At 55.6% G+C, this 25946-nt stretch carries 25 protein-coding genes; 8 read left to right on the forward strand and 17 right to left on the reverse strand.

Annotation, left to right across the window (positions count from 1 at the left end; translation table 11 throughout):
* Positions 1-33: 33 nt before the first annotated feature.
* From sspB to zapE, 5 genes are all read right to left on the reverse strand, one after another.
* Positions 34-534 carry a ClpXP protease specificity-enhancing factor gene (sspB, locus tag OKF39_RS21035; RefSeq protein WP_028014588.1) on the reverse strand — a complete coding sequence of 167 codons (501 nt, stop codon included), beginning with the start codon at positions 532-534 and terminating at the stop codon, positions 34-36.
* A gap of 5 nt (positions 535-539) precedes the next feature.
* Positions 540-1178, reverse strand: a complete 639-nt coding sequence (gene sspA / locus OKF39_RS21040; protein ID WP_028014589.1) for a stringent starvation protein SspA — start codon at positions 1176-1178, stop codon at positions 540-542.
* 307 nt (positions 1179-1485) lie between these two features.
* Complete coding sequence (gene rpsI / locus OKF39_RS21045) at positions 1486-1878, reverse strand: 30S ribosomal protein S9 (RefSeq protein ID WP_003860436.1); 393 nt, start codon at positions 1876-1878, stop codon at positions 1486-1488.
* 15 nt (positions 1879-1893) lie between these two features.
* Positions 1894-2322, reverse strand: coding sequence for a 50S ribosomal protein L13 (rplM, locus tag OKF39_RS21050; protein ID WP_006178824.1), 429 nt, complete (start codon positions 2320-2322; stop codon positions 1894-1896).
* Positions 2323-2614: 292 nt separating this feature from the next.
* A complete protein-coding gene (gene zapE, locus OKF39_RS21055; protein WP_041907841.1) occupies positions 2615-3739 on the reverse strand; it encodes a cell division protein ZapE in 1125 nt (374 codons plus the stop codon).
* Between the two features lie 189 nt (positions 3740-3928).
* On the opposite strand from zapE, the gene zapG reads away from it, so the two are divergent.
* The 3 genes from zapG (at position 3929) to degS (ending at position 7025) form a co-directional block, all read left to right on the forward strand.
* The gene (gene zapG / locus OKF39_RS21060; protein WP_010436126.1) at positions 3929-4327 is read left to right on the forward strand and encodes a Z-ring associated protein ZapG; all 399 of its coding nucleotides are present in this window, start codon (positions 3929-3931) and stop codon (positions 4325-4327) included.
* 170 nt (positions 4328-4497) lie between these two features.
* On the forward strand, positions 4498-5865 hold the full coding sequence (degQ, locus tag OKF39_RS21065) for a serine endoprotease DegQ (RefSeq protein ID WP_479983331.1): 1368 nt from the start codon (positions 4498-4500) through the stop codon (positions 5863-5865).
* A gap of 92 nt (positions 5866-5957) precedes the next feature.
* Positions 5958-7025, forward strand: a complete 1068-nt coding sequence (gene degS, locus OKF39_RS21070) for an outer membrane-stress sensor serine endopeptidase DegS (protein ID WP_028014593.1) — start codon at positions 5958-5960, stop codon at positions 7023-7025.
* Positions 7026-7113: 88 nt separating this feature from the next.
* Here the strand turns inward: degS and mdh are convergent, their stop codons facing one another.
* The gene (gene mdh, locus OKF39_RS21075; RefSeq protein WP_028014594.1) at positions 7114-8052 is read right to left on the reverse strand and encodes a malate dehydrogenase; all 939 of its coding nucleotides are present in this window, start codon (positions 8050-8052) and stop codon (positions 7114-7116) included.
* A 397-nt stretch (positions 8053-8449) separates the two neighbouring features.
* Between mdh and argR the strand changes: the two genes are divergently transcribed.
* The 3 genes from argR to yhcN (OKF39_RS21090) all read left to right on the forward strand — a co-directional run bounded on the left by argR (position 8450) and on the right by yhcN (OKF39_RS21090) (position 9936).
* Complete coding sequence (gene argR / locus OKF39_RS21080) at positions 8450-8920, forward strand: transcriptional regulator ArgR (RefSeq protein WP_008502836.1); 471 nt, start codon at positions 8450-8452, stop codon at positions 8918-8920.
* A 375-nt stretch (positions 8921-9295) separates the two neighbouring features.
* Positions 9296-9559, forward strand: coding sequence for a peroxide/acid stress response protein YhcN (gene yhcN, locus OKF39_RS21085; RefSeq protein ID WP_014885423.1), 264 nt, complete (start codon positions 9296-9298; stop codon positions 9557-9559).
* 110 nt (positions 9560-9669) lie between these two features.
* On the forward strand, positions 9670-9936 hold the full coding sequence (gene yhcN / locus OKF39_RS21090; protein WP_028014595.1) for a peroxide/acid stress response protein YhcN: 267 nt from the start codon (positions 9670-9672) through the stop codon (positions 9934-9936).
* A 61-nt stretch (positions 9937-9997) separates the two neighbouring features.
* On the opposite strand, the gene OKF39_RS21095 is transcribed toward yhcN (OKF39_RS21090), so the two are convergent.
* From OKF39_RS21095 to aaeX, 5 genes are all read right to left on the reverse strand, one after another.
* Entirely contained in the window at positions 9998-10270 is a 273-nt protein-coding gene (locus tag OKF39_RS21095) for a barstar family protein (RefSeq protein WP_028014596.1), read from the reverse strand.
* Positions 10271-10315: 45 nt separating this feature from the next.
* Complete coding sequence (locus OKF39_RS21100) at positions 10316-11770, reverse strand: NAD-dependent succinate-semialdehyde dehydrogenase (RefSeq protein WP_028014597.1); 1455 nt, start codon at positions 11768-11770, stop codon at positions 10316-10318.
* A gap of 89 nt (positions 11771-11859) precedes the next feature.
* Positions 11860-13827, reverse strand: coding sequence for a p-hydroxybenzoic acid efflux pump subunit AaeB (gene aaeB, locus OKF39_RS21105; RefSeq protein ID WP_047364742.1), 1968 nt, complete (start codon positions 13825-13827; stop codon positions 11860-11862).
* Positions 13828-13832: 5 nt separating this feature from the next.
* Entirely contained in the window at positions 13833-14765 is a 933-nt protein-coding gene (gene aaeA / locus OKF39_RS21110; RefSeq protein ID WP_028014599.1) for a p-hydroxybenzoic acid efflux pump subunit AaeA, read from the reverse strand.
* A gap of 7 nt (positions 14766-14772) precedes the next feature.
* Entirely contained in the window at positions 14773-14976 is a 204-nt protein-coding gene (gene aaeX / locus OKF39_RS21115) for a p-hydroxybenzoic acid efflux pump operon protein AaeX (protein ID WP_003860416.1), read from the reverse strand.
* A 179-nt stretch (positions 14977-15155) separates the two neighbouring features.
* Here aaeX and aaeR point away from each other — a divergent pair, with 179 nt between their 5' ends.
* Positions 15156-16082, forward strand: coding sequence for an HTH-type transcriptional activator AaeR (gene aaeR / locus OKF39_RS21120; protein ID WP_028014600.1), 927 nt, complete (start codon positions 15156-15158; stop codon positions 16080-16082).
* A 217-nt stretch (positions 16083-16299) separates the two neighbouring features.
* Positions 16300-16914 carry a YagU family protein gene (locus OKF39_RS21125; RefSeq protein ID WP_194386447.1) on the forward strand — a complete coding sequence of 205 codons (615 nt, stop codon included), beginning with the start codon at positions 16300-16302 and terminating at the stop codon, positions 16912-16914.
* A 46-nt stretch (positions 16915-16960) separates the two neighbouring features.
* On the opposite strand, the gene tldD is transcribed toward OKF39_RS21125, so the two are convergent.
* The 6 genes from tldD to mreC form a co-directional block, all read right to left on the reverse strand.
* Entirely contained in the window at positions 16961-18406 is a 1446-nt protein-coding gene (tldD, locus tag OKF39_RS21130; protein WP_028014602.1) for a metalloprotease TldD, read from the reverse strand.
* 84 nt (positions 18407-18490) lie between these two features.
* The gene (yhdP, locus tag OKF39_RS21135) at positions 18491-22288 is read right to left on the reverse strand and encodes an AsmA2 domain-containing protein YhdP (protein ID WP_479983332.1); all 3798 of its coding nucleotides are present in this window, start codon (positions 22286-22288) and stop codon (positions 18491-18493) included.
* 42 nt (positions 22289-22330) lie between these two features.
* A complete protein-coding gene (gene rng, locus OKF39_RS21140; RefSeq protein ID WP_008502847.1) occupies positions 22331-23800 on the reverse strand; it encodes a ribonuclease G in 1470 nt (489 codons plus the stop codon).
* Entirely contained in the window at positions 23790-24383 is a 594-nt protein-coding gene (locus OKF39_RS21145) for a Maf family protein (RefSeq protein ID WP_041907832.1), read from the reverse strand. Before OKF39_RS21145 ends, rng begins: the two co-directional genes overlap by 11 nt.
* A 9-nt stretch (positions 24384-24392) precedes the next feature.
* Complete coding sequence (gene mreD, locus OKF39_RS21150) at positions 24393-24881, reverse strand: rod shape-determining protein MreD (RefSeq protein WP_008502849.1); 489 nt, start codon at positions 24879-24881, stop codon at positions 24393-24395.
* Positions 24881-25897, reverse strand: a complete 1017-nt coding sequence (gene mreC, locus OKF39_RS21155) for a rod shape-determining protein MreC (RefSeq protein ID WP_028014605.1) — start codon at positions 25895-25897, stop codon at positions 24881-24883. The genes mreD and mreC overlap by 1 nt, the downstream gene beginning before the upstream one ends.
* Positions 25898-25946: the final 49 nt, after the last annotated feature.

A 25946-nucleotide genomic window follows, 5' to 3' on the forward strand; every position in this document is an offset into this window, starting at 1 on the left:
AGAAAGCAAAACAGGCCCGTCAGGCCTGTTTGTTTATTTCACAACGCGCAGTGCGGGACGACCACCGCGCGGTGGCGGTTCATCATCGGGACCCTCGTCGTCGTCCTGACGATCGGGCTTGTCGCCATCAATCACAGACATTACCGGGTCGCTTTCGCGTTCATCGGATGCCTCATCGTCATTCAGGCTGGCAACCTCTTCATCATACGCCGCTTCCGGCTCGAACATGGTGCCTGCACCGTTTTCACGGGCGTAGATAGCCAGAACCGCAGCCAGCGGAACGGAAACCTGACGCGGCACGCCGCCGAAACGCGCATTAAAGCGCACTTCGTCGTTTGCCAGCTCCAGGTTACCCACTGCACGTGGCGCGATATTCAGTACAATCTGTCCGTCGCGTGCGTATTCCATTGGAACCTGCACGCCCGGCAACGTCACATCCACAACCAGGTGCGGCGTGAGCTGGTTATCCAGCAGCCATTCATAGAAGGCGCGCAGCAGATACGGACGGCGTGGGGTAAGTTGTGACATTTCCACAGTCATTAGCCTCGGCCGAGACGCATTTCACGTTCCGGTTCAGTTAAAGATGCCAGGAAAGAGTCGCGCTCAAATACGCGAGTCATATAGCCTTTCAGCTCTTTTGCGCCAGGGCCGCTGAACTCAACGCCCAGAATTGGCAGACGCCACAGCAGCGGGGCCAGATAGCAATCCACCAGGCTGAACTCGTCGCTCAGGAAGAACGGTTTCTGACCAAACACAGGGGCAATTGCCAGCAGCTCTTCACGCAGTTGCTTACGCGCAGCGTCGGCTTCAGAAGCGGAGCCGCTGGTAATGACGTTCATCAGCGAGTACCAGTCTTTTTCGATACGCTGCATGTACAGGCGGCTTTCACCACGTGCAACAGGGTAAACAGGCATCAGCGGCGGATGCGGGAAACGCTCATCCAGATATTCCATAATGATACGGGATTCCCACAGGGTCAGCTCGCGATCCACCAGCGTCGGTACGCTTTGGCTCGGGTTGAGATCGATCAGATCCTGAGGCGGGTTATCCTTTTCCACATGCTCGATCTCAAAACTGACACCCTTCTCGGCCAGCACGATACGAACCTGATGGCTATAAATGTCAGTAGGACCAGAAAACAGCGTCATTACCGAACGTTTGTTGGCAGCGACAGCCATGAAAACCTCCAGGTATATTCAGAATTTTTACTGCTACCAGCCCAACGGGGCCAGCCAGATGAAGTATCGCCCATCCCAGAGAAGACACATTGTTCAAGAATCGAACAAAAATCGAGTATTCACCGATATTTGGGCAGAAAATTGGATGATAGTTTACCAGATTTTGATGGCTTTGTGGTGAGGGGATGCCGGAAATGTGGAAAAAGAGAAGATATATGAAATGTTACTGTGGATAACCTGCGCATTATCCATAAAAAAACCCGCCGAAGCGGGTTTTTCGCCAATCGTTCTGCGTAAGCAGAATGGATTAACGTTTGGAGAACTGTGGACGACGACGTGCTTTACGCAGACCCACTTTCTTACGTTCAACCTGACGAGCGTCACGAGTAACGAAGCCAGCTTTACGCAGTTCAGAACGCAGGGATTCGTCGTACTCCATCAGAGCGCGGGTGATACCGTGACGGATCGCACCTGCCTGACCGGAGATACCACCACCTTTAACGGTGATGTACAGATCCAGTTTTTCTACCATATCAACCAGTTCCAGCGGCTGGCGAACTACCATGCGGGCAGTTTCGCGACCGAAGTACTGTTCCAGAGAACGCTGGTTGATTACGATTTTACCACTGCCCGGTTTGATGAAAACGCGAGCTGCGGAACTTTTGCGGCGACCAGTGCCGTAGTATTGATTTTCAGCCATTGCCTATAATCCCGATTAGATGTCAAGAACTTGCGGTTGCTGTGCCGCGTGGTTGTGCTCGTTGCCTGCGTAAACTTTCAGTTTACGGAACATAGCACGACCCAGCGGGCCTTTTGGCAGCATGCCTTTAACCGCGATTTCAATCACACGCTCAGGACGGCGGGCAATCATCTCTTCAAAGGTCGCTTCTTTGATACCACCGATGTGGCCGGTGTGGTGGTAGTACACTTTGTCAGTACGCTTGTTGCCGGTAACAGCAACTTTGTCAGCGTTCAGAACGATGATGTAATCACCGGTATCAACGTGCGGAGTGTATTCCGCTTTATGCTTACCGCGCAGGCGACGAGCCAGTTCAGTAGCCAGACGGCCCAGAGTTTTACCGGTCGCGTCAACAACATACCAGTCGCGCTGTACGGTTTCTGGTTTAGCTGTAAAAGTTTTCATTAAAAGCTTACCCAAATAATAAGTTACACGTTGGTGAACACCCAAACGTTTAGTCAGTTGAGGTTCACACGACAAAGTCCGGCAAACCTACCCCTTCGAATAGCACATGCCGACACATAGAAAGTTTCGGGAAAAAAACCTTCTCGTAACGTGGGGTCGCAAGATTATAGAGAAGTTGAGGTCAAAGATCGACCCTTAAATGTGATTTGGAATGGGTTTTTCGGGGGGCGCGTTTGTGCGGTCTGGTGCCCTCACTCCCAGCCCCTCTCCCAGTGGGAGAGGGGAGCATTTATTAGGGCATATGCTCACGCTTGAGATACTCTTCGCTCTGCATCTCTTGCAGGCGCGAGAGGCAGCGCTGGAACTCAAACTTCAGCCGCTCGCCCTGGTAGATCTCATATAAAGGCACCTCGGCGCTGACGACAAGCTTGACGTGGCGCTCGTAAAACTCGTCCACCAGCGCAATGAAGCGCCGCGCTTCGCTCTCCATCAGCCGCGTCATCACCGGCACATCCAGCATCATCACGGTGTGGAACAGGCGCGAAAGCGCAATATAGTCATGCTGGCTGCGGGCATCCACGCAGAGCGTCGCAAAAGAGACCGCCAGCGTCTGGTTTTCTACGCCAAGGGTAGGTAACGGGCGATGGTTAATCTCTAGCGTCGGTGCGTTTTCGCGTTTTGCGCCCGCCAGCGCCAGCCAGAGTTTATCCATCTCGCGAGCGGTATCGGCGTTTAACGGCGAAAGCCACAGGTGCGCCTGCGTTAACGTGCGCAGACGATAATCGACACCGGCATCGACATTCATGATGTCGCAATGCTGTTTGATAGCATCAATAGCCGGCAGGAAACGCGCCCGCTGCAGGCCGTTGCGATAGAGTTCATCCGGCGGGATATTCGACGTGGCAACGAGCGTGATCCCGCGGGCAAACAGCGCTTTCATCAGCCCGCCTAACAGCATGGCGTCGGTAATGTCAGAAACAAAAAACTCATCGAAGCAGAGCACGTCCGTTTCCGCCTTGAACCTGTCAGCCACAATCTCCAGCGGATCGCTTTTGCCCTGCAGCGCTGTAAGCTCTTCATGCACCCGCAGCATAAAGCGATGGAAGTGGAGGCGCTGTTTACGCTCCCCCGGCAGGCTGAGATAAAACAGATCCATCAGCCAGGTTTTTCCGCGACCGACGCCGCCCCACATATATAAACCGCGCACCGGAGCCTGAGCCTGCGGCGCTTTTTTGCCGAGCAGTCGGCCAAACGCCGCTTTGAGCCCACCACTCTGTTCTACTTCAGCAGGTTTTGCCGTGAGCGCCTGATAAATCATCTCCAGACGGTTTACCGCCTCACGTTGAACGTCATCAGGCTGATGAGTACCCTCATTCAGGGCCAGTTGATATCGCGATGCAGGGGACAGGATTTGCATAATCTTATTGTTATTCCTTCAATTAATGCTCATCAGCAGGCGTGACTGATGAAAAAAAGGCCGTTCTACACTACGCGATGATACGTCAGGATTCCACTTCTGCGGAAATAGCGGTTATAGTGGCATTATCAGGCACAGGCAGGAGCCGAGCCAACACCCTACGGAACAACAAGACAACGGGAGAAGTTCATGACCTGGGAATATGCGCTAATCGGTTTAGTCGTCGGCATCGTGATCGGTGCTGTGGCCATGCGTTTCGGCAACCGCAAATTGCGTCAGCAGCAGTCACTGCAGTACGAACTGGAAAAGAATAAAGCAGAGCTGGAAGAGTATCGTGAAGAGCTGGTCAGCCACTTTGCCCGTAGCGCCGAGCTGCTGGACAACATGGCGACCGACTACCGTCAGCTGTATCAGCATATGGCGAAAAGCTCCAGCAGCCTGCTGCCGGAAATGACCGCGGAGACTAACCCGTTCCGCAACCGTCTGGCCGACTCAGAAGCGGGTAACGATCAGGCTCCGGTTCAGATGCCACGCGACTACTCTGACGGCGCGTCCGGCCTGCTGCGCGGTGGCGCAAAACGCGATTAATCGCACAACATAAATATATTTTACGGGCGCATCTCTTGCGCCCGTCCTTTCTTCCCGTCCCCAGCTATTATTTAGTCAAACACCTCATTGTTCAGCGGTATAAAATTCAATAACATCATCATGATTTTGGGCCGTTCTTCTTTCATTCCAGGATACGAGAGTCAGCATCAATGAAGAAAAAAAACCAGCTGTTGAGCGCTATAGCGTTAAGTGTCGGGTTATCTCTCTCGGCGTCCTTCCCTGCCGGTGCGGCGCTGCCTTCGCAGGTGCCGGGACAGGCAGCCACTCCCAGCCTCGCGCCGATGCTGGAAAAAGTGTTGCCCGCGGTCGTGAGCGTTCAGGTAGAAGGCACGGCGGTTCAAAGCCAGCGCGTACCGGAAGAACTGAAAAAATATTTTGGCGATGAGTCCCCCAACCAGCAGGCTCAGCCTTTTGAAGGCCTGGGCTCTGGCGTCATCATTGATGCGGCTAAAGGCTATATCCTGACCAACAATCATGTCATCAGCCAGGCCGATAAAATCAGCGTCCAGCTGAACGATGGTCGTGAATTTGATGCCAAACTGATTGGCGGCGATGATCAGAGCGACATCGCGCTATTGCAGGTGCAGAACCCGAGCAACCTGACCCAGATTGCCATTGCGGATTCCGACAAGCTGCGCGTCGGTGATTTTGCCGTCGCCGTGGGCAATCCCTTTGGTTTAGGTCAAACCGCCACCTCCGGCATAGTCTCGGCGCTGGGACGCAGTGGCCTGAATCTGGAAGGTCTGGAAAACTTCATCCAGACCGATGCCTCAATCAACCGGGGCAACTCCGGCGGGGCATTACTCAACCTTAACGGCGAGCTGATTGGCATTAACACGGCAATTCTGGCTCCGGGCGGCGGCAGCATTGGGATTGGCTTTGCGATCCCGAGCAATATGGCTAAAACGCTGGCGCAGCAGCTAATCCAGTTCGGCGAAGTCAAACGTGGACTGCTGGGTATTAAAGGCATGGAGATGAGCGCGGATATCGCGAAAGCGTTCAATATCAACGTGCAGCGCGGTGCGTTTGTCAGTGAAGTGCTGCCAAACTCCGGCTCGGCAAAAGCAGGCATCAAATCGGGCGATGTGATCGTCAGCCTTAACGACAAGCCGCTTAGCAGCTTTGCTGAACTGCGTTCGCGTATTGCCACTACCGAACCGGGGGCCAAAGTGAAGCTGGGCCTGATCCGTGACGGTAAGCCGCTGAATGTCGAAGTGACGCTGGATAAAAGCACCTCGTCCTCTGCCAGCGCGGAGCTTATCGCCCCGGCGCTGCAGGGAGCAACGTTAAGCGATGGGCAGCTGAAAGACGGTACGAAAGGCATTCGCCTGGACACCGTCGAGAAGAGCAGCCCTGCCGCGCAGGCCGGATTGCATCAGGATGATGTCATCATTGGCGTGAACCGCAATCGCGTGCAGTCCATTGCCGAACTACGCAAGGTGCTGGAGAGCAAACCGGCGGTCATTGCCCTGCAGGTCATGCGTGGCAATGATTCTATCTACATTCTGTTGCGCTAAGCATTTGCGATCCCGGACATCACCGCTGCGTGTGATGTCCGGATAACTCATGTTATGCTGCAAATCGTTCCTTTTTTCACGACACGCGCATCATGCTTTTAAAGCTCTTACGTTCCATAGTCATCGGTTTGATTGTCGCTGGCCTGCTGCTGCTGGCGATGCCGTCTTTGCGTCAGTTTAATAAGCTGTCTGCCCCCCAGTTCGACAGCACGGATGAAACGCCGGCGACCTATAACCAGGCCGTTCGCCGTGCCGCCCCTGCCGTGGTTAACGTTTATAACCGCGGCCTCAACAGTTCGGCACATAACCAGCTTGAGATCCGCACCCTTGGCTCCGGGGTGATTATGGACGAGCGCGGCTACATTATTACGAACAAACACGTGATCAACGATGCCGACCAGATCATCGTCGCCCTGCAGGATGGCCGCGTGTTTGAGGCGTTGCTTGTGGGTTCAGACAGCCTGACCGATCTGGCCGTGCTGAAGATTAACGCCACGGGCGGATTGCCGGTCATTCCGATCAACCGTAAACGTACGCCGCACATCGGCGATGTGGTGCTGGCGATCGGTAACCCGTACAACCTGGGCCAGACCATCACGCAGGGGATTATCAGCGCGACCGGTCGAATCGGCCTCAACCCGTCAGGACGGCAGAACTTCCTGCAGACGGATGCGTCAATCAACCACGGCAACTCCGGCGGCGCGCTGGTCAACTCGCTGGGCGAACTGATGGGCATCAACACCCTCTCGTTCGATAAAAGCAACGACGGCGAGACGCCGGAAGGGATCGGCTTTGCTATTCCGTTCCAGCTGGCGACCAAGATTATGGATAAGCTGATCCGCGACGGACGCGTGATCCGCGGCTATATCGGTATCGGCGGGCGCGAAATTGCGCCAATGCATACTCAGGGCGGCGGTATCGATCAGATTCAGGGCATCGTCGTCAACGAGGTGGCACCGGGTGGCCCGGCGGCTAACGCGGGGATTCAGGTTAATGATGTCATCGTGTCGGTCAACGGCACGCCGGCAGTCTCGGCCCTGGAGACGATGGACCAGGTGGCCGAAATTCGCCCTGGCTCGATCATCCCTGTGGAAATCATGCGCAACGATAAGAAAATGACGCTGCACGTGACGATTCAGGAATATCCGGCAACAAACTAGCCCCATAAAAAAACCGAAGCACTTACTGGCTTCGGTTTTTTTGCCGGGTGGCGCTAACGCTTACCCGGCCTACGGGAGACACTTCGTTTTACTTGTTAACGAACTCTTCACCCAGAGTGATATCTTTCTTCAGCGTGTCCAGCATGCCTTCCATCGCGTTTTGCTCAAACGCGCTCAGCGTACCGATAGGCTTACGCTCTTCAATACCGTTTTTGCCCAGCAGCAGCGGCTGAGAGAAGAAGCGGGCATGTTCGCCGTCGCCTTCAACGTAAGCACATTCAACAACGCCTTTCTCGCCCTGCAGAGCGCGAACCAGTGACAGACCGAAACGTGCAGCCGCCTGGCCCATAGACAGGGTTGCAGAACCGCCACCCGCCTTCGCTTCCACCACTTCGGTGCCCGCGTTCTGGATTCGTTTGGTCAGGTCAGCCACTTCCTGCTCGGTGAAGCTCACGCCCGGGATCTGCGACAGCAGAGGCAGAATAGTCACGCCAGAGTGGCCGCCGATAACCGGCACTTCCACTTCTGTTGGCTGTTTGCCTTTCAGCTCAGCAACGAAGGTGTTGGAACGGATGATATCCAGCGTGGTCACGCCGAACAGTTTGTTTTTGTCGTACACACCCGCTTTCTTCAGCACTTCGGCTGCGATAGCAACGGTGGTGTTCACCGGGTTAGTGATGATACCGATGCATGCTTTCGGGCACACTTCAGCGATCTGCTGCACCAGGTTTTTCACGATGCCCGCGTTGACGTTGAACAGGTCTGAACGATCCATGCCTGGCTTACGCGCCACGCCTGCAGAAATCAGGACCACGTCAGCACCCTGCAGCGCAGGACGCGCATCTTCACCGGAGAAGCCTTTGATTTTTACAGCGGTCGGGATGTGGCTCAGGTCAACCGCCACGCCTGGGGTTACCGGAGCAATATCGTACAGGGAGAGTTCTGAGCCTGAAGGCAGTTGGGTTTTCAGTAGTAGGGCAAGCGCCTGGCCGATACCACCAGCAGCGCCGAGGACTGCGACTTTCATCCTAAACTCCTTATTATGGTTAACTTAAGTATCTGTAAATCCGTTGCCGCGACCTTAAATCAGCATGTCTTTAATTACAATTTTCGAAGCTAAAGAATTTGAGGTCACACGACTTTATCTCTCACCAGAAAGCTATCTGACGACAGATGGCAACGAATTAAGAGGTGGTTACAATACACCCTGCCACGCCACCAAAACAACATCATTTTGATAACATTTAATTTACTTTTAAGCTTATTTGCGCGGCGTGACCCAGGCATGTTTTCTGATAACGAAATCTGATAAAATCACTCCCTTTCATAACATTATTTCAGCCTGCCGTTGAGCAGATCATTTGCATAAAAATTCATCCACATGCATAATAATGTTGTTTCTTTCGTCATATTCCGGGTGACTTATGCGAAGCTCGTCTAAGCAAGAAGAATTGGTAAAAGCGTTTAAGGCGCTACTTAAAGAAGAGAAATTCAGTTCTCAGGGTGAAATTGTTCAGGCGCTGCAGGAACAAGGCTTCGATAACATCAACCAGTCGAAAGTCTCCCGCATGTTAACCAAGTTTGGCGCGGTGCGTACCCGCAACGCCAAGATGGAGATGGTCTATTGCCTGCCGGCTGAACTTGGCGTGCCGACCACCTCCAGCCCGCTCAAGAATTTGGTTCTGGATATCGACTATAACGACGCCGTTGTGGTCATCCACACAAGCCCGGGTGCCGCGCAGCTGATTGCCCGCATGCTGGACTCGTTAGGTAAAACAGAGGGTATTCTCGGCACCATTGCCGGTGATGACACTATCTTTACCACCCCGGCTAGCGGTTTCTCCGTGAAGGATCTCCACGAAGCGATTCTGGTTCTGTTCGAACAGGAACTGTAATGCGCCCTCCCCCGTAGCGCCGCTGCGGGGATCATTCTGCTCTCGCATCATTTCCCCCATTATTTCACTGCCCTTGCTTTGACGATTAGTGCTTTTTACCACTCATTAACATTCATCCAGTGAATAACAATCCCGCAAATCGCACAAAAAATCAAAATGCATTATCCCTATGATTTTCTTATAAACACCAACACAAATTGCTCATAAAACACCCAACATTATGCAATTTGGTTATAAAAAAAAGCGTGTTTAACACGTAATAACAAGAGAAACCATTAGTCTGGTATTAATTTTTTACGTTATTAGTGTATACTTGATTTTGTGATGAGGGTCACGAAACAAGACCCCACTAAAAAATTCGACGAGGTAAGAATCATGAAAATCAAAACTACTGTAGCGGCGCTGAGCGTCCTGTCTGTCCTGTCCTTCGGTGCTTTCGCGGCTGACGCTATTAATGCTGACCAGGCGCAATCCCGTGAGGCAATCGGTACGGTTTCTGTCGGCGCTGTTGGCACGTCTCCAATGGACATGCATGAGATGCTGAACAAAAAAGCGGAAGAAAAAGGTGCGTCATCCTATCGCATTATCGAAGCGCGTTCCGGTGACCACTGGCACGCCACCGCCGAGCTGTACAAATAAGTTTAAGTAATCACTGAAGACATAACTCTCCACTCAACGGCACCAGGCATAAAAATAGCAGTTCAACCCTTCTCGCCGTTGAGCAAAAAACCTGTTCAGGAGTAAAGACTATGAAAACCAAATTGATCATCGCAACCCTGGGTCTGGCATCCGCTCTCTCTTTCGGCGCAAGCGCAGCCGTACAGCAAGTGAATGCCGATCAGGCACAAAATCTGCAGCCAATGGGCAGCGTCTCCGTGACGTCAGTCACCGGCTCCCCGATGGACATTCGTCAGGAACTTGCCGCCAAAGCTGAAAAAGCAGGCGCCAGCAGCTATCGTGTCACCGAACTGAATCAGGGTGACCACTGGCACGCCACGGCTGAACTGTATAAATAAACCCTCGTCGTATCTCATCATACGACTTGCCCCTGGCCTCGTGGTCAGGGGCTTTTTTCATTTAATGCCGCGCGTTAAAGCGAAGCTGTCCTTCAAGCTCTTCCTCCGCTTCATCGAAGAGTAATATCAGCGCGCCGAAACGTCTGCGCAGCTTATCGGGCAGATGGATAAACTCAATCTCCAGCGGTAGCGGCAGCATGCTGCCGGTGACCACGTCCCACAGCGTATCCAGATTGGTCACGCTTTCCCGTTCAAGATCAAACGCCCGGATAAATTCCCGATAAAAGTCTTCCTGACTGTCGATTTCGTCAAAATCAAAAGTATAGGTTTTCATTGCCAGCCACCCAGTCCAGGCGGGCGGCAGATGCCGCCCAGTCTATTATAATCCCCCGATATGCAGGGTTTTAACTTCCAGATACTCTTCCAGCCCCAGCACGGATCCCTCACGTCCAAGACCGGACTCTTTTACGCCGCCGAAAGGCCCCAGCTCGGTGGAAACGGCGCACTCGTTAATGCCAATCATCCCGCTCTCGATGGCCTGTGAAACGCGGAAAACCCGGGAAAGGTTCTGGGTGTAGAAGTAAGCTGCCAGCCCGTAAGGCGTGTTATTCGCACGCTGGATGACTTCATCTTCCGAGGTGAAGCGGAAACACGCCGCAACCGGACCAAACGTCTCTTCTTCTGCCAGCTTCATGCCTTCGTGACAGTCGCCCAGCACGGTTGGCATCCAGAAATTACCGCCCAGCGGATGGGGTTTGCCGCCCGCCAGCACGGTCGCCCCTCGTGTGACAGCATCTTCAACATGCTCACGGACCTTGTCGACCGCGGCGGATTCAATCAGCGGCCCGACGACGACGCCGTCCTCAAGGCCATTCCCCACCTTAAGGGCATTAACCGCATCTGCGAGCTTATTCACAAACTTGTCGTAGACGGTTTCCTGAATGTAGAAGCGGTTCACGCTGACGCAGACCTGCCCGGCATTGCGGAATTTATTGGCGATCGCGCCTTTTACCGCAGCCTCGATGTCGGCATCCTCAAAGACGATATACGGAGCATTTCCCCCCAGCTCCATCGAGACTTTTTTCATGGTTTCTGCGGCGTTGCGCACCAGCGTTTTGCCGACGGAGGTCGAACCGGTAAAGGAGATTTTACGCACATCGTGGCTGGCCATGATCGCATCGCTGATTTCATGGGTATTTCCGGCCACCGCGTTGAGTACACCGTCGGGCACGCCCGCCTGTTTTGCCAGCGTCAGCAGCGCAAAGGCGCTGAGCGGCGTGTTATTGGCCGGTTTGATGACACCGGTACACCCGGCTGCCAGCGCCGGGCCTAGCTTGCGGGTGAGCATCGCCATCGGGAAGTTCCACGGCGTGATGGCCGCGACAACGCCGATGGGCTCACGGGTCGCCAGAATGCGCGAGCCGGGCTTGATTGGCGGAATAATCTCACCGTTCGCGCGCTTGGCCTCTTCGGCAAACCACTGGATAAAGCTGGCGGCATACTCCACTTCCCCTTCCGCCTCTTTCAGGGGCTTGCCCTGCTCGGTGGTCATTAACCGCCCGAGCCAGCTTTTATTTTCAATAATCAGTTCGTACCAGCGGTACAGAATCGCCGAACGCTCTTTCGCGGTTTTGGCACGCCATGCCGGGAAGGCTTTGGTGGCCGCTGCGATCGCTTCTTCGGTTTGCGCTTTACCCGCTTTCGCAACTTTAGCGATGACCTCACCGGTCGCGGGGTTCAGCACATCAAACGTTGTGTCCAGCGTTTTCCAGATGCCATCGACCAGATAGCCGGTCTGAAAAAGAGTGTTGTCCTGAAGCGCCTGAGTCGTCATGTGTCCTCCCTTCCTGAATGTAAGTACGTGCTGGAATAAGTATAGCCACAAAAAAACCGGCGCTTTTGGCGTCGGTTTTTTTACTTCAGTCAGTTATCCGTGAGGGCATTCTGGTAGCGATGCAGCATAAACACCAGCCGCCCTACCGGCTCGGTCACCTGTGGAGGCGCTTGCCAGTGCTTGAGTTTTTCCTGATAAATATCCAGTTCTTCAAGCAGTTGGGTAAAGTAACGACGGCGTTTGTCGTCACTGCTGGCGGAAAGCACATGGTCGGCGGTACGACGCAGCTGACGGTGGAAGGCCGAGAGATCGTCGTTGATCGGCACCGGCGCGTTGCGCAGACGCTGGTGCGCGATGATCATGGTTAACGCCAGGCGGAACTTCGCTATGTCGCCCGGGAACTTGTTCAGCAGTAAAAACAGCTGCTGGTAGAGCGCGGGCAGGTGGTTCTCTTTACGACGCGCGGTATTGGTAGTCATCGACGACACGGCAGCCGATACAAACTGGTTCAGCAATACGCGCCCCGTCCGCGCCTGCGAGTTATCCCGGACCAGCAGAATCACCATCATCGCCAGGAAGCAGCCCACCAGCTGACCCAGCGCGCTGTCGAGGAACTGGCTGAAGTGGAAGGTCATTGGGTTATCCAGCACGATGATGTTAATCGTACTCGCCAGCGCCCCCAGCGATCCCAGGCGGCGCTTTTGCACTTCAATGCCGATAAAGAACGCCATCACCGCCAGGCTAATACAGAGCAGCAGCATGCTCTGCTGCGTCGACGGGATGATGACCAGGAAATAGAGCGCGCCTATCGGCAGCGCGGCGATGGTGCCGTAAAGGAAATCAATGGCGACCATGCGCGGGTTAGGCAGACGCATCGCCAGTGCGGTCACGACGGCAATCATCACCATCGCGCCGCTGCCGGACGTCCAGCCCGTCCACAGCCAGAACAGCGTGCCGAGCATACAGGCAAGCGTGGTACGCCAGAAGTTGACCATCGCGTGATGGCGCTCGGCAGACTCCGCCTTGATCACCACTTCGCCCTGGAGCACCTCTTCTTCCGCCGCGCTGATTTTGGTGTTACCGATCACGCCGCGCTTAAGCAGCAGATAGCGCGTTGCGGCCCCAACCCAGGTGTAGATCGTCACCGGCGTCTCGCGCTCCCCGGTCCAGGCAATCACCCGGCGCATGCGCTTAAGCTGCTTATGCACGTCCTGTACGGTTTCCACCGGCTCGGCAAACAGCTCACGGAACGTGTCGGTGACCGCTTCCGGGCGGGTGTTCTGGATAAGATAGGTTTCGCAGGCCTGGGTAATCAGCGTTAAGGAGACGGTATTCAGGGCTTTAAGGCGACGATTCGCCCGCGCCCAGCGAGACGACTCCATATTAAGGTTACTGCGCATCCCTTCCAGCGCCTGCGTACGACGAACCAGCCCGCTCCAGGCTTTATCCACCTCTTCGCTGTCGCCGTGTTTAATGCACAACTGCATCAGCTGGTACTGGGCAACGATCAGCGCGTCCAGCTCGCGATCCACCTCTTGCTTGATCGAGCGCGGGGAGAAAAGCAGGTCAGCCACGATCGCGCAGACAATACCAATCACAATCTCGCTGCAGCGCTCCACGGCAAACTGCGGCGCGAGCAGCGGTTCGCTTTGGATGGTGATGACAATGATCAGCGCGGTATAGCCCGCCAGCCCCCAGGCGTAGGAGTTCTCGACTTTTACCAGAGACGAGACCCAGGTGCAGAAACCCGCCCAGATGCAGCACACCATTAGCATCAGCAGCGGCGTGCGGATCATCAGAATAATAATGGTCAGCGCCGCGAAACAGCCGATAAACGTCCCGATGATACGTAGCATCCCGCGATAGCGGATCGCACCAGAGTAGGGTTCTCCACCCGCGGCGAAGGCAGGGCCCGCCGCGACAATCGCGGCGGTCAGCACCGCCCAGCGAGGGGTTTCAAGCTGGAAGTGGAAGCCAACGAACAGCGCCAGCACGATGGCGCACGCCAGCTTCACGGCGAAGCGAATGTGCTGGCTGGCGATGGAAAAGATACCCATGGCGATTAACCAAACTCGCGCAGGCGATGGGCAATTTTACGGAAGAGGGAGTCCTGGCTGGCATCCCGATCTTTTTCTCCGGTGATCACCACCGTCGCCGTGGTACCCGCTGGCCACAGGTTGCCCTGCTGCTCATCCAGATGAATACGTACCGGCACGCGCTGCGCCAGACGCACCCACTCCAGGTTAGAATCCACCGTCGCCATCCCTTTAGCATCGTTAGAGCTGCTGGAGTTGGTTACCCCTGCGGCGACGCTGTCGACGGTACCTTTAAAGACGCGGTTGCTGCCAAGCGGCGTGACTTCTGCGCGATAACCCGGACGAACGCCCTCCAGCTTGGTCTCTTCCATATAGGCGAGCACGTAGAAGGAGTTCTGTTTAACCAGCGCCACGGCGGTTGAGCCACGGGTGATAAACTCCCCGGCATAGACGTTCAGGTTGGTCACCCAGCCATCGGCCGGCGCGCGGATCACGGTACGCTCCAGGTCGAGCTTCGCCAGATCGCGCGTTGCCTGCGCTTTCGCTAACTGGTGCAGCACGGTTTGCAGCACGTTGTTGGACTGGTCAATCTCTTCGCGGGACATGGCCTGAACGCCCAGCTGGTTACGACGGCCTGCCTCACGGCGTTTCTCTGCAGCCAGCGCCTGGTAATAGGCCACGTCTGCTTCTGCTTCCTCCAGCGCCTTCTGGTAACGAGGCTGGTCGATGGTGAACAGGACCTGATCTTTCTTCACCAGCTGGTTATCGTGAACGTTAACCGCCGTGATAAGGCCGGCCACGTCGGGGGCAATTGCCACCACATCGGCGCTAAAGCGCGCGTCACGCGTCCACGGTGATTCGGTGTAATAAACCCAGGCGCGAAAAATAGCGATGAACGCGAGGATAACCAGCGCCATGGTAATGGCGGTGCGGGAGATTTTTCTTGTTAGCGTTTTCACATCAACCTCAGACAAACATGCGCGATATCAGGTAAAACAGGCAGCAATACAGCGCGGTATTGAACAATGCAGGGTGCCAGACGAAATCGTAGATCCCGGTCGGGACCAGCACCTTGCGCACCAGCCAGAAGATCGCCAGTGATAAAAGAAGCTCGAAAAATATCGGTGGGAACGACAGACCGAACACCACGATAACGGGAAACAGACTCATGTTGACCTTGATAAGAGAGAGTGCAGGCTTCAGAATTTTTTAGCGCACGCCATCGCAGGAGAGCTAGAAACGCAGGGCGAGAATGGCGCAGCCGTTATGTAATTAATAATATATTAACGTAACTGTTATGCTGTTATCTATCATATGTGATCTAAATCACTTTTAAGCCAGAGTGAACAATGGAACGTTTAAAACGCATGTCCGTCTTCGCCAAAGTGGTTGAACTCGGCTCATTTACCGCCGCTGCGCGCCAGCTTCAGATGAGCGTCTCATCCATCAGCCAGACGGTGTCCAAACTGGAAGATGAGCTTCAGGTTAAGCTGCTCAACCGCAGCACCCGCAGCATCGGGTTGACGGAAGCCGGTAAAATTTACTATCAGGGTTGTCGCCGCATGCTGCATGAAGTGCAGGATGTTCACGAACAACTCTATGCCTTTAACAACACGCCCATCGGCACGCTGCGTATAGGGTGTTCTTCAACTATGGCACAAAATGTTCTCGCTGCCATGACGGCGGACATGCTGAAAGAGTACCCTGGGCTTACCGTCAATCTGGTGACGGGCATCCCTGCCCCAGACCTGATCGCCGATGGATTAGACGTGGTGATCCGCGTTGGCGCGTTGCAGGACTCCAGCCTGTTCTCGCGTCGCCTCGGGAGCATGCCGATGGTGGTCTGTGCCTCGAAGAGCTATCTGGCGCAGTACGGTGTGCCGGAGAAACCTGCCGATCTCGCTAACCACTCCTGGCTGGAGTACAGCGTCCGCCCCGATAATGAATTTGAGCTAATTGCTCCAGAAGGGATCTCCACCAGGCTGCTGCCGGAAGGCCGGTTCGTCACCAACGATCCGATGACCATTTCGCGCTGGCTGGTGGCCGGCGCCGGGATCGCCTATGTGCCGCTGATGTGGGTGATCAATGAGATCAACAGCGGCGTGCTGGAGATCCTCTTCCCGCGCTATCAGTCCGATCCACGCCCGGTCTACGCCCTGTATACCGAGAAGGACAAGCTGCCCCTCAAAGTACAGGTGTGTATTAACTATCTGACCGACTATTTTGTCGACGTAGCAGAGCTGTTTCAGGGAATGCGCGGTAGAAGAAAGGAATAAGTAATTAATTTCTGAAATATCCGCGCCATTAATATTTCAGGATGAAGCCGGCCTTCATCCAGGGATATTCTTTAGCTTCTATCAGGAATAGCGAATTGACACTGCCGCCGCCTGCCCTTTACCTTATAAACAGTCTGGCATTCAGACTGTTATTATTTTGTTGCTGATTTGAATAATAAAATGTATTTCGCAGGATGACGTTAAACAAGGAAACGAAATGAATCTATTTGAACAAACACCGCCGTCACGCAGGCGCTACGGACTCGCCGCGTTCATTGGCTTAATTGCAGGAATTGTCTCCGCGTTTGTCAAATGGGGAGCCGAGGTACCTCTCCCGCCACGCAGTCCCACCGATTTATTTACCGGCGCATGCGGCCCTGAGCAATTAATAAGAGCCGCAGGCCAAATTGATTGCTCCCGCAATTTTTTAAATCCACCCTATGTTTTTTTACGCGACTGGCTGGGCGTAGTTGATCCTAACGCAGCAGTTTATACCTTTGCCGGGCATATATTTAACTGGGTCGGCGTAACGCATATTATTTTCTCAATCGTCTTCGCGGTTGGGTATTGTGTCGTTGCTGAAGTCTTCCCGAAAATTAAACTCTGGCAGGGTTTGCTGGCGGGTGCATTGGCACAGCTTTTTGTTCACATGCTCTCCTTCCCGCTGATGGGGCTGACGCCACCGCTGTTTGATCTGCCCTGGTATGAACACGTGTCAGAGATCGTGGGTCATCTGGTCTGGTTCTGGTCGATCGAAATCATTCGACGTGACTTGCGTAACCGCATTACTCGCGAGCCGGATCCGGAGATCCCGCTGGGTAACTTACGTTAAAAAAATGGCGCTACATCTGTAGCGCCATTTTTTATGTTTGCTCAGGTCAGGCCGTGCCGCCCACCGTCAGATTATCCACTTTCAGCGTTGGCTGACCCACGCCAACCGGCAGGCTCTGGCCTTCTTTACCGCAAACACCCACGCCGTTATCCAGCTTCAGATCGTTACCGACCATGGAAATCTGCTGCATCGCTTCAATGCCGGAGCCAATCAGCGTCGCGCCTTTCACCGCTTTGGTCACTTTGCCCTTCTCGATCAGGTACGCTTCTGAAGTCGAGAAGACAAACTTACCGGAAGTGATATCCACCTGGCCGCCGCCAAAGTTTGGCGCAAAGATACCGTAATCCACGGATTCGATAATCTCCTGCGGCGTGGATTTGCCCGGCAGCATATAAGTGTTGGTCATGCGCGGCATCGGCAGGTGCGCGTAAGATTCACGGCGGCCGTTACCCGTTGGCGCTACGCCCATCAGGCGCGCGTTGAGTTTGTCCTGCATGTAGCCTTTCAGAACGCCGTTTTCGATCAGCACGTTGTACTGGCCTGGCGTACCTTCATCGTCTATAGAAATCGAGCCGCGGCGGTCAAGCATGGTGCCATCATCTACTACGGTGCAAAGCTCAGAGGAGACGAGCTGTCCGATCTGGCCGCTGAACACGGACGTCCCACGACGGTTAAAATCGCCTTCCAGACCGTGGCCCACCGCTTCGTGCAGCAGCACGCCCGGCCAGCCTGCGCCCAGCACCACCGGGAATGTCCCGGCCGGCGCCGCAACAGCATTAAGATTCACCAGCGCCATGCGCACGGCTTCTTTAGCCCACGCGTCAGCGCGCGCTTCGCCGTCAACATCACCCAGGAACCAGTCATAGCCGAAACGACCGCCGCCGCCGCTTGAGCCGCGCTCGCGTTTGCCGTTGTCATCGACCTGCACGCTGATGGAGAGACGCACCAGCGGACGCACATCGGCCGCCAGCGTACCGTCCGTTGCCGCCACCAGAATCAGTTCATACACACCGCTCAGGCTGGCGGAGACTTCCTGAACACGTTTGTCGGCGGCGCGGGCCACTTTGTCCACGCGGCGCAGGATGTCCAGCTTCTCTTCGCGGCTCATGCTCTGCAGCGGGTCGATGCTGGTATAAAGCGCGGAGTGCTGCACTTCACCCAGGGTTTTCACGCGACCGTCGCCGGCATCGCGCACAATGGTACGCGCGGCCTGCGCGCTCTGCTCTAGCGCGGCCAGGCTAATCTGGTCGGCATAGGCAAAACCGGTTTTTTCGCCGCTGATGGCGCGCACGCCGACGCCCTGGTCAATGTTATATGAGCCATCTTTGATGATGCTGTCTTCTAAAACCCAGGATTCGTGATAGCTCGACTGGAAATAGAGATCGCCGTAGTCGAGACGGCGTTCGGTCAGTTGACCAAGAATGGAGAACAGGTCCTGATGGCTCAGGCCGTTCGCTGCGAGCAAATGTTCACTTACCAGGTTCAGACTCATCGTATTGCTACTCGTTCGTTGCCGCCCGTGGCGGTATAAAGATCGTATTTATTGAGAGTGAGGCAATTACCAGCCCACGTCAAATCATTGCTGTGCATCTTTGCGCGGCTGGCGCAGCACCTCGTTAATCTGCGGTTTATCCACCGGACCGGTAATGCGGTAGCGCAGAATGGAGACCTTGCTCCACAGCGGCCCCAGCACTTTACTGGCGGCAAACACCGCCGCACCGACAATCGGGTTAACCACAAAGGCCGCCGCCACGCCCACGCTGGCGGAAATTTCCGGCGCCACCACGGCTTCCATATCCAGTTCGCGACGCACGAGGTTGACTGAGCCTTTCATGGCGATGTCCGCTTCCAGCCCATCCACCAGCGTGTCGTCCGTGTGCAGAACGCCGTCCTTGATCCAAGCCGTACTGCGGATGGAATCGTAATAGAAACCTTCGCTGAAGGTGTCGCTGAAATCGAAGCGCAGCTTGCGAAGCAGCGCATCAAAACTCAGCAGACGCAGGATCTGCCCGGCACGCCCCGTGCTCACGTCGGCGATTTCACCTTTGCCAAAGTGTGTTTTCAGAATACCGTTCAGTGACGCTTCGTCCGGTGTCCACGGCGCGGCACGCCAGTGAAGATCGTAATTAACGTTAAACGAGGAGCCGCGCAGCGGCGTGCTGATGCCAAAGAAGTTGGCTGCCGCATCCAGCTTGTTGCCTTTAATGTCGCCCTTCAGAGACGTGCGCTGCTCGCCCAGGTTATTCACCCACTCTCCACCCGCCGTCATGCGGCCAAAGCCGGTGTCGATCAATCCGCCGGAGAGCTTGAGCGTATTCCCCTGGATGGCAAAATCACCGTCGATACGGCCATATTTTTGCCCCCACAGCCAGCACTCCGCGCAGCGCAGCTGCAGATCGGGCCAGCCGCTAAAATCGACGCGGGAAGTATTACTCAGCGGCGATGTATTCGCCGGTTTATCTTTACTCGCAGCAGCCGGGTTGTAGTAGAGATAGCGGATCGCTGCCTGCCACGGCGCGTTATTGCGCATGGTCAGCGTGCCGTTGATCTCCCGGCCCTGCGCCTCCACTTTTGAGCCGTTAGCGGTTGGCTGGGAGACAATGCTCAGATTGTTCCACTGCTGTCCGCCCAGCATCAGCGACGGCGTGCGTACGGTAATGGTCTGCGGGAACTGGGCGGCCTCATCAACGTTTTGCCCAACGCCTTTCTGGAACAGCGCCAGCCACTCCGCGCCGTCCATCGGCGGGAGATTCAGCTCAACGCCCGCATGCTCAGGCAACGGCGGCGTGGTTTTGCTGTCCGTCGTCCAGATGGCTTTGTCGAGGGTAAGCTTGCGGTTAAGCAGCCAGCGGCTGTTAAAGTGGTTTGTTCCGCCCGCGCTTCCGGTCAGCGCGAAGCTGTCCAGATTGCCATCCACGTTAAGCTTCACCGGCAGCGGCTGTCCGGCCTGTTTATCCAGCGGCGCAGGCAGCTGGCTTTGAAGATTCTTCAGGTCACCCGTAATGTCGACCTTATAGTGTGCACCCGCGTGATAAGGCAGGTCGATTGCCACTTTGCCCTGCCAGGTGACCGCGCCCGCTACTGACGCCTCAATCGGCTTCGGCAGGACGTCCATACGCGACGGCTGCCAGTTGCCGTCCAGATTAACGGCTACCTGATAAGCCTTTTGCCCCTCGGCTGTTGAGAAGTCGATATTCACCGGCTGATTAAACCAGCTGGCGGTCAGCGGTTCGCTTTTCAAATTACCGTTCACAAAGCTGAACTGTCCGCTGAGGTCTTTCAGGGTGCTATCAAGCGGTTTAATGTACAGGCTGTTGTTCTTCAGACGGACGTCACCTTTGGCGGTGGTCATTTCACCGTCCAGCGGGATATCAAGATGTAAGCGAGCATTCACATCGCCATCGAGCTGGAGCTGCTGAAGGGTCGCCGCCAGCGACTCTTTGAGTGGCGTCTCCTCAAAGTACGGCCCCACCGCTTTCCCCGGGCCGTTGATGTCGGCATCAATCAGCAGTTTCTCTTTTGAGTAGTCCGGGATGTTGGCCGTCAGGTTGCTGGCCGTTACGCCTCCCAGCGCAACGCTGTCCGCCTTCATCCATAATCCGTCGTTGAGGAAGTTAAGCTCGATATTCAGGTTTTTCAGCGCGGGCCAGCCCGGCTGGAACGCGAAGGTGGCGTCGTGCAGCGGCACCAGCACCTGGAACTGCCCCTCATTATGTTTGTACGGGAAAAGATGCGGGTTACCGCCGTAGACCAGCGTGGCGTTTTCCGCCTGACCGCCCTGAATTGCGCCGCTCAGATAGTCGACCAGCGCTTTACCCATCAGATTTTCCGGGAAATAGCGCCAGGCCTGAGAACCGTCATCAGTACTGATCCCGGCCAGAATGCCCAGCCACGGTTCGTCACCCTGCGGCTGTAAATAGCGGAAGTCACCCCGCGCGTGTACCGCTTTGGCTTTGACGTCAATATGGCGACCATCAAGCTGGAAGCCCTTATCGTTACGGAGCCAGTTAAGCACCGCGCTGCCCTGCTCAATTTCCAGCGGCGCGCGGAAGACCGTCTCGTAAGGCATTTTAGCGTTGTGCATATCGGCCGTCAGCCTGCCGTTCTCCACGCTGCCTTCCAGCTTGCCGCTGAAATGCTCCGCGCCCGGCAGCATCTTCCACTGCTTCCAGGCAAGATCTTTCCATGTTGCCTGGAAACGGGTTTTTTCCGTCGCCTGAAGCGGGATATCCAGCGCCAGAGAATCAATTTTTCCGCTCGGCTGCGTTGCCAGCCAGATTTCGCCCAGGTCCGGGGAGAGCTTTGCCGCCATGGAGCGCAGGCCTTCAATGGCCGCCAGATCCAGGTTACTGGCGCGGATGCGCAGCTCATCGCTGCGTTTACTCGCCGCGCCGCCCACGTCCTGCTCCGGCATCCAGGCCAGCGTCAGCGCACCGCGCGGCCACGCCTTGCCGTCCATCGTGATGCGCGTATCCGGGATGGCGAACTGCCAGCCCTCTTTTTCCTGCGTCACGTGCGCGGTGAGGTTATCGACGGAAAGCTGATGCTGCTGTCTTTCACCCTTCCAGCTCGCGCCCCCTTGCTTCAGCCAGATATCGCCGCTGGCAAATTTCCCTTTCGTCAGGGTCATCCAGCCCTCAAGGCTGAAACGGGCGGTTTCCAGCTGCATGTTTTGCTGCAGCCAGTCGCCGAGCCAGGGCTTTACATCCACATCGTCGGCCTGCAGCCAGACTTTGCCGTTGTTTAACAGGCCGTCATCGTCACGCAAGTCCATACGCACCTGCATGACGCCGTGCTGGCCGTTCAGGCTGGAAAGATTGACCTGCCCCTCGGCGCGGTGTCGATCCTTGCCGTTAAGCCAGGTCAGCTGCGGGATCGCCAGTTCGGCGCGCTGGCCAGAAAGGGTAATAAAGCTCACTTCGCTGTCGCGCAGATCGAAATGATCGAACTGGCGGAGGAAGAGATCGCTGAAGCGGTTGGCTTCCAGGCCCTGATTGTTATCACCGCCCGTCAGCGGCGTATTGGTCAGCAACTGGAGTTGATAAAAGGTGAGATCGCGAAACTGCCAGCGCAGATGCAGCAGGCTTTGCCAGACGTCCAGCGCCAGGGTTACGCGTTTGATTTTGAGATGACCGCCATCTTTCAGGCTGGCGTTGATGTCACGGACATCCAGCGTCGGGCCAAAATTCTGCCAGCTGGCGCTAACCTGGCTTACGTCGACCGGCACGCCGGTGGTGGATTCGATTTTCGCCAGCAGCTGCGGACGCCAGCTGTCCAGATGCGGTAAAACGAGGCGTAGCCCGCTCACGAGCAACGCGACAATCACGACCAGCGTTGCCCCTGTAAGCACTAAAATCCCCGGCAATCGCCTCACGCATCTCTCCTTGTCAGCTTTCGTCACGCAGCGTACTGCGTTTTACATCATTACGACGTCAAACTGCTCCTGGTTATAGAGCGGTTCAATTTGTACTTTTACCTGTTTGCCGACAAAGATTTCCACTTCCGCCAGCGCGTGCGACTCTTCGCCTTTCAGGGCTTCAGCCACCGCAGGGGAAGCATAGACCAGAAAACGGTCTGAGTCGTAGGCATGATGGACACGGACAATTTCACGCATGATCTCGTAGCAGACCGTCTCCACCGTCTTTACCGTTCCGCGTCCATGGCAGGTTGGACACTCATTACACAGGACATGTTCCACGCTTTCGCGGGTCCGTTTCCGGGTCATTTCCACCAGGCCGAGCTGCGAGAAGCCGTTGATGCTGGTCTTCACGCGATCTTTACTCAGCGCCTGTTCCAGCGAGTGCAGCACACGACGACGATGGTCTTCATTACTCATATCGATAAAGTCGATGATGATAATGCCGCCGAGGTTGCGCAAACGAAGCTGACGCGCAATCGCCTGCGTGGCTTCGATGTTGGTGTTGAAGATGGTGTCGTCCAGATTGCGATGACCGACAAACGCGCCGGTGTTGATATCGACGGTGGTCATCGCTTCGGTCTGATCGATGATCAGATAGCCGCCGGACTTCAGTTCGACCTTGCGTTCTAGCGCTCGCTGGATCTCGTTTTCGACATCATAAAGATCGAAGATCGGCTGACGCCCGGTGTAATGCTCCAGCAGGCCCGGCATTTCCGGGATGTATTCAGCGGTAAACTCCAGCAGCGCTTCATACGTCAGGCGAGAGTCCACGCGAATGCGGTCGAGTTGGGCATCGGCAAAGTCACGCAGCACGCGCTGCGCAAGCGCCAGCTCACCGTACAGCTGGTAGCGAGTCTGGTTGCGTTTTTTACGCTCCATCACTTTGGTCCAGACGCGCTTCAGGTAAGCCGCATCCGACGCCAGGTCTTCTTCGCTGATCCCTTCTGCAGCGGTACGGATAATAAACCCGCCCTGTTCATCGCAGTAGGCGCTGACCACTTTCTTCAGCCGCTCGCGCTCGCTTTCGCTCTCAATACGCTGCGAAACGCCCACATGTGACGCGCCGGGCATAAAGACCAGATAGCGGGAAGGTAAGGTAATGTCGGTGGTCAGACGGGCACCTTTGGTGCCAAGGGGATCTTTCACCACCTGCACCATTAAGTCCTGGCCCTGACGCACCAGCTCGGAAATGTCGCGCACGGCAAACTGCTTTTGCTCTTCGCCCGCGACGCACTCGGTGTGCGGCATGATGTCGGAGGCATGTAAAAATGCCGCCTTATCCAGTCCAATATCTACAAAAGCCGCCTGCATACCCGGCAGTACACGACTGACACGACCTTTGTAGATATTGCCTACTATTCCGCGCCGCGCTTCACGCTCAATATGAATTTCCTGAAGAATGCCACCGTCAATATAGGCCACACGGGTTTCCGATGGCGTTACGTTTACCAACAATTCAGCCGTCATAATTATCCCTTCCCTCACGCAGTGAGTTAAAATTGCTCAGCAACTCATACGTTTCCACCAGCGGTAAGCCGACTACGGCGTGATAGCTGCCATTAATCTTCCTGACAAAACAGCCACCCAACCCTTGAATACCGTATGCACCTGCTTTATCCATCGGTTCACCGCTGGCAATATAAGCGGCGATCTCGTCGTCGGTAATCACTCTGAACGTGACATCCGTAACCACCAGGCAATCCAGCACGTGCTGGCTGTCCGCCAGCGCGACGGCCGTCATCACCTGGTGCGTTTGCCCGGACATCTTGCGCAGCATGCGCGCCGCATGGCCGGCGTCATGCGGTTTCTCGAGGACTTCACCGTTAAGGATAACGATGGTATCTGCTCCCAGCACGGGCAGATCGCGCGGCACACAGGCCACGCCCGCCTGCGCTTTCTCGCGTGCCAGGCGAGACACGTACTGCTGAGCACTTTCGCCCTCAGCACGTTTTTCTTCAATGCCGGTCACGATGCGTTCAAAAGAGACCCCTAACTGCGTCAGGAGTTCCTGACGGCGCGGGGAGCCGGAAGCAAGATACAGAGACGTCATAGAAACCTTTTATTGCACAGCAAACTGCTGGCGAACCTTACGCATCAGCAGGAATAGCCACGGCCAGAGCACACCGTTTACTACACTACTCCAGAACACTTCCGGTCGGAAAGAGACGTTGATCACTAAAAACTCTGCCCAGAAAACAACGATATCCGCAGCAAGCGACAACAGCATCACGACCAGGGCCTGTTGCCAGAGCGCGAGGTTACGGAAGAGCTGGAATTTCAGTGCGACGAGGTACGCAATAATGCTCATGGACAGGGCGCGCACGCCCAGCGTAGAGCCACTAATGAGATCCAGTATGGCACCCATCACAAAACCCGTGCCGACATTTACGCGATGCGGCAGGGCAAGGATCCAGTAAAGTAAAATGAGCAAGACCCAGTTTGGCCGGAAAACGAGAATGTTATCCGGCCAGGGCATAATCTGCAGCAACAGTGCAATGAGGAACGAGAGCCAGATGACCCAGCGTCCCTGGCTACGATAGCTTGCCACTACTGCCCTCCCGAAGAGAGTTTAGGCGGTGGCGGCGCATCAGGCTGCGGCTGCGTTAACCCGGTTGCCGGCGCAGGCACGGGCGCAGGCGGCCCCATAGAGTCCGCTGGCGGAAGAACCTGCGGCATCATCTGCATCAGGCGTTCGTTCGCCACGCGATGCACCTCTTCAGGCGTCATCGGGTTAGCACCGTTACGATCGGCCCCCCAGAGCAGCAGCAGGTAGCGCAGACGCTGTAAACCGGCGGTTGGACGGGCCTGAATCACAGTGTATGCACGCTGCGTATCCAGCTTAACCGAAGAGACCACCGCAACCGGGTAGCCTTCAGGGAAACGACCGCCCAGACCGGACGTCACCAGCACGTCGCCCACGCGGATGTCCGTGTTGGCTGGCAGATGTTCAAGCTGAAGATCGTCCGTACAGCCATTGCCGGCGGCAATCACGCGAATGTCGTTACGCAGCACCTGAATCGGCAGCGCATGGGTAGCATCGCAAATCAGCAGCACGCGGCTGGTCAGTTTGGCAACCGCCACGACCTGGCCCACAACGCCTTTATCGCTGATCACAGGCTGACCTTCGTATACGCCGTTCACGCTGCCTTTATCAATCACCACCTGATCGCTGTAGGGATCGTTTACGGTGGAGATCACCTGGGTGACCATTTTCTGTTCATCCTGGCGCAGCGGCGAGCCAAGCAGTTCACGCAAGCGTGCGTTTTCCTGCTTATATTGCCCCAGCATCAGCAGCTCGCTGTTTTTCAGCAGCAGTTCCTGGCGTAATGCCCGGTTTTCAAGTTCGAGCTGGTCTCGTGAAGACAGCGTTTGAGAAACGGAGTCGAGCAGTTCACGGGGACCATTTGATATAAAGTAGAAAGGACTGACGGCGGTATCCATGTACGTTCGGATCTGGCTGAACGTACCGAGGCGGCTATCGGCAATAATGACGCCAAGCGCAACCAGAACCGCCAGAATGAGGCGAAACTGTAGCGATGGGCCACGGCTAAAAATTGGCTTCATAGGCTATGCGTATTCTCGTGTCAGAGAGAAAGGGTAGCGATTCGCTACC

The organism is Enterobacter cloacae complex sp. HYC042_NIDB (assembly GCF_056673315.1).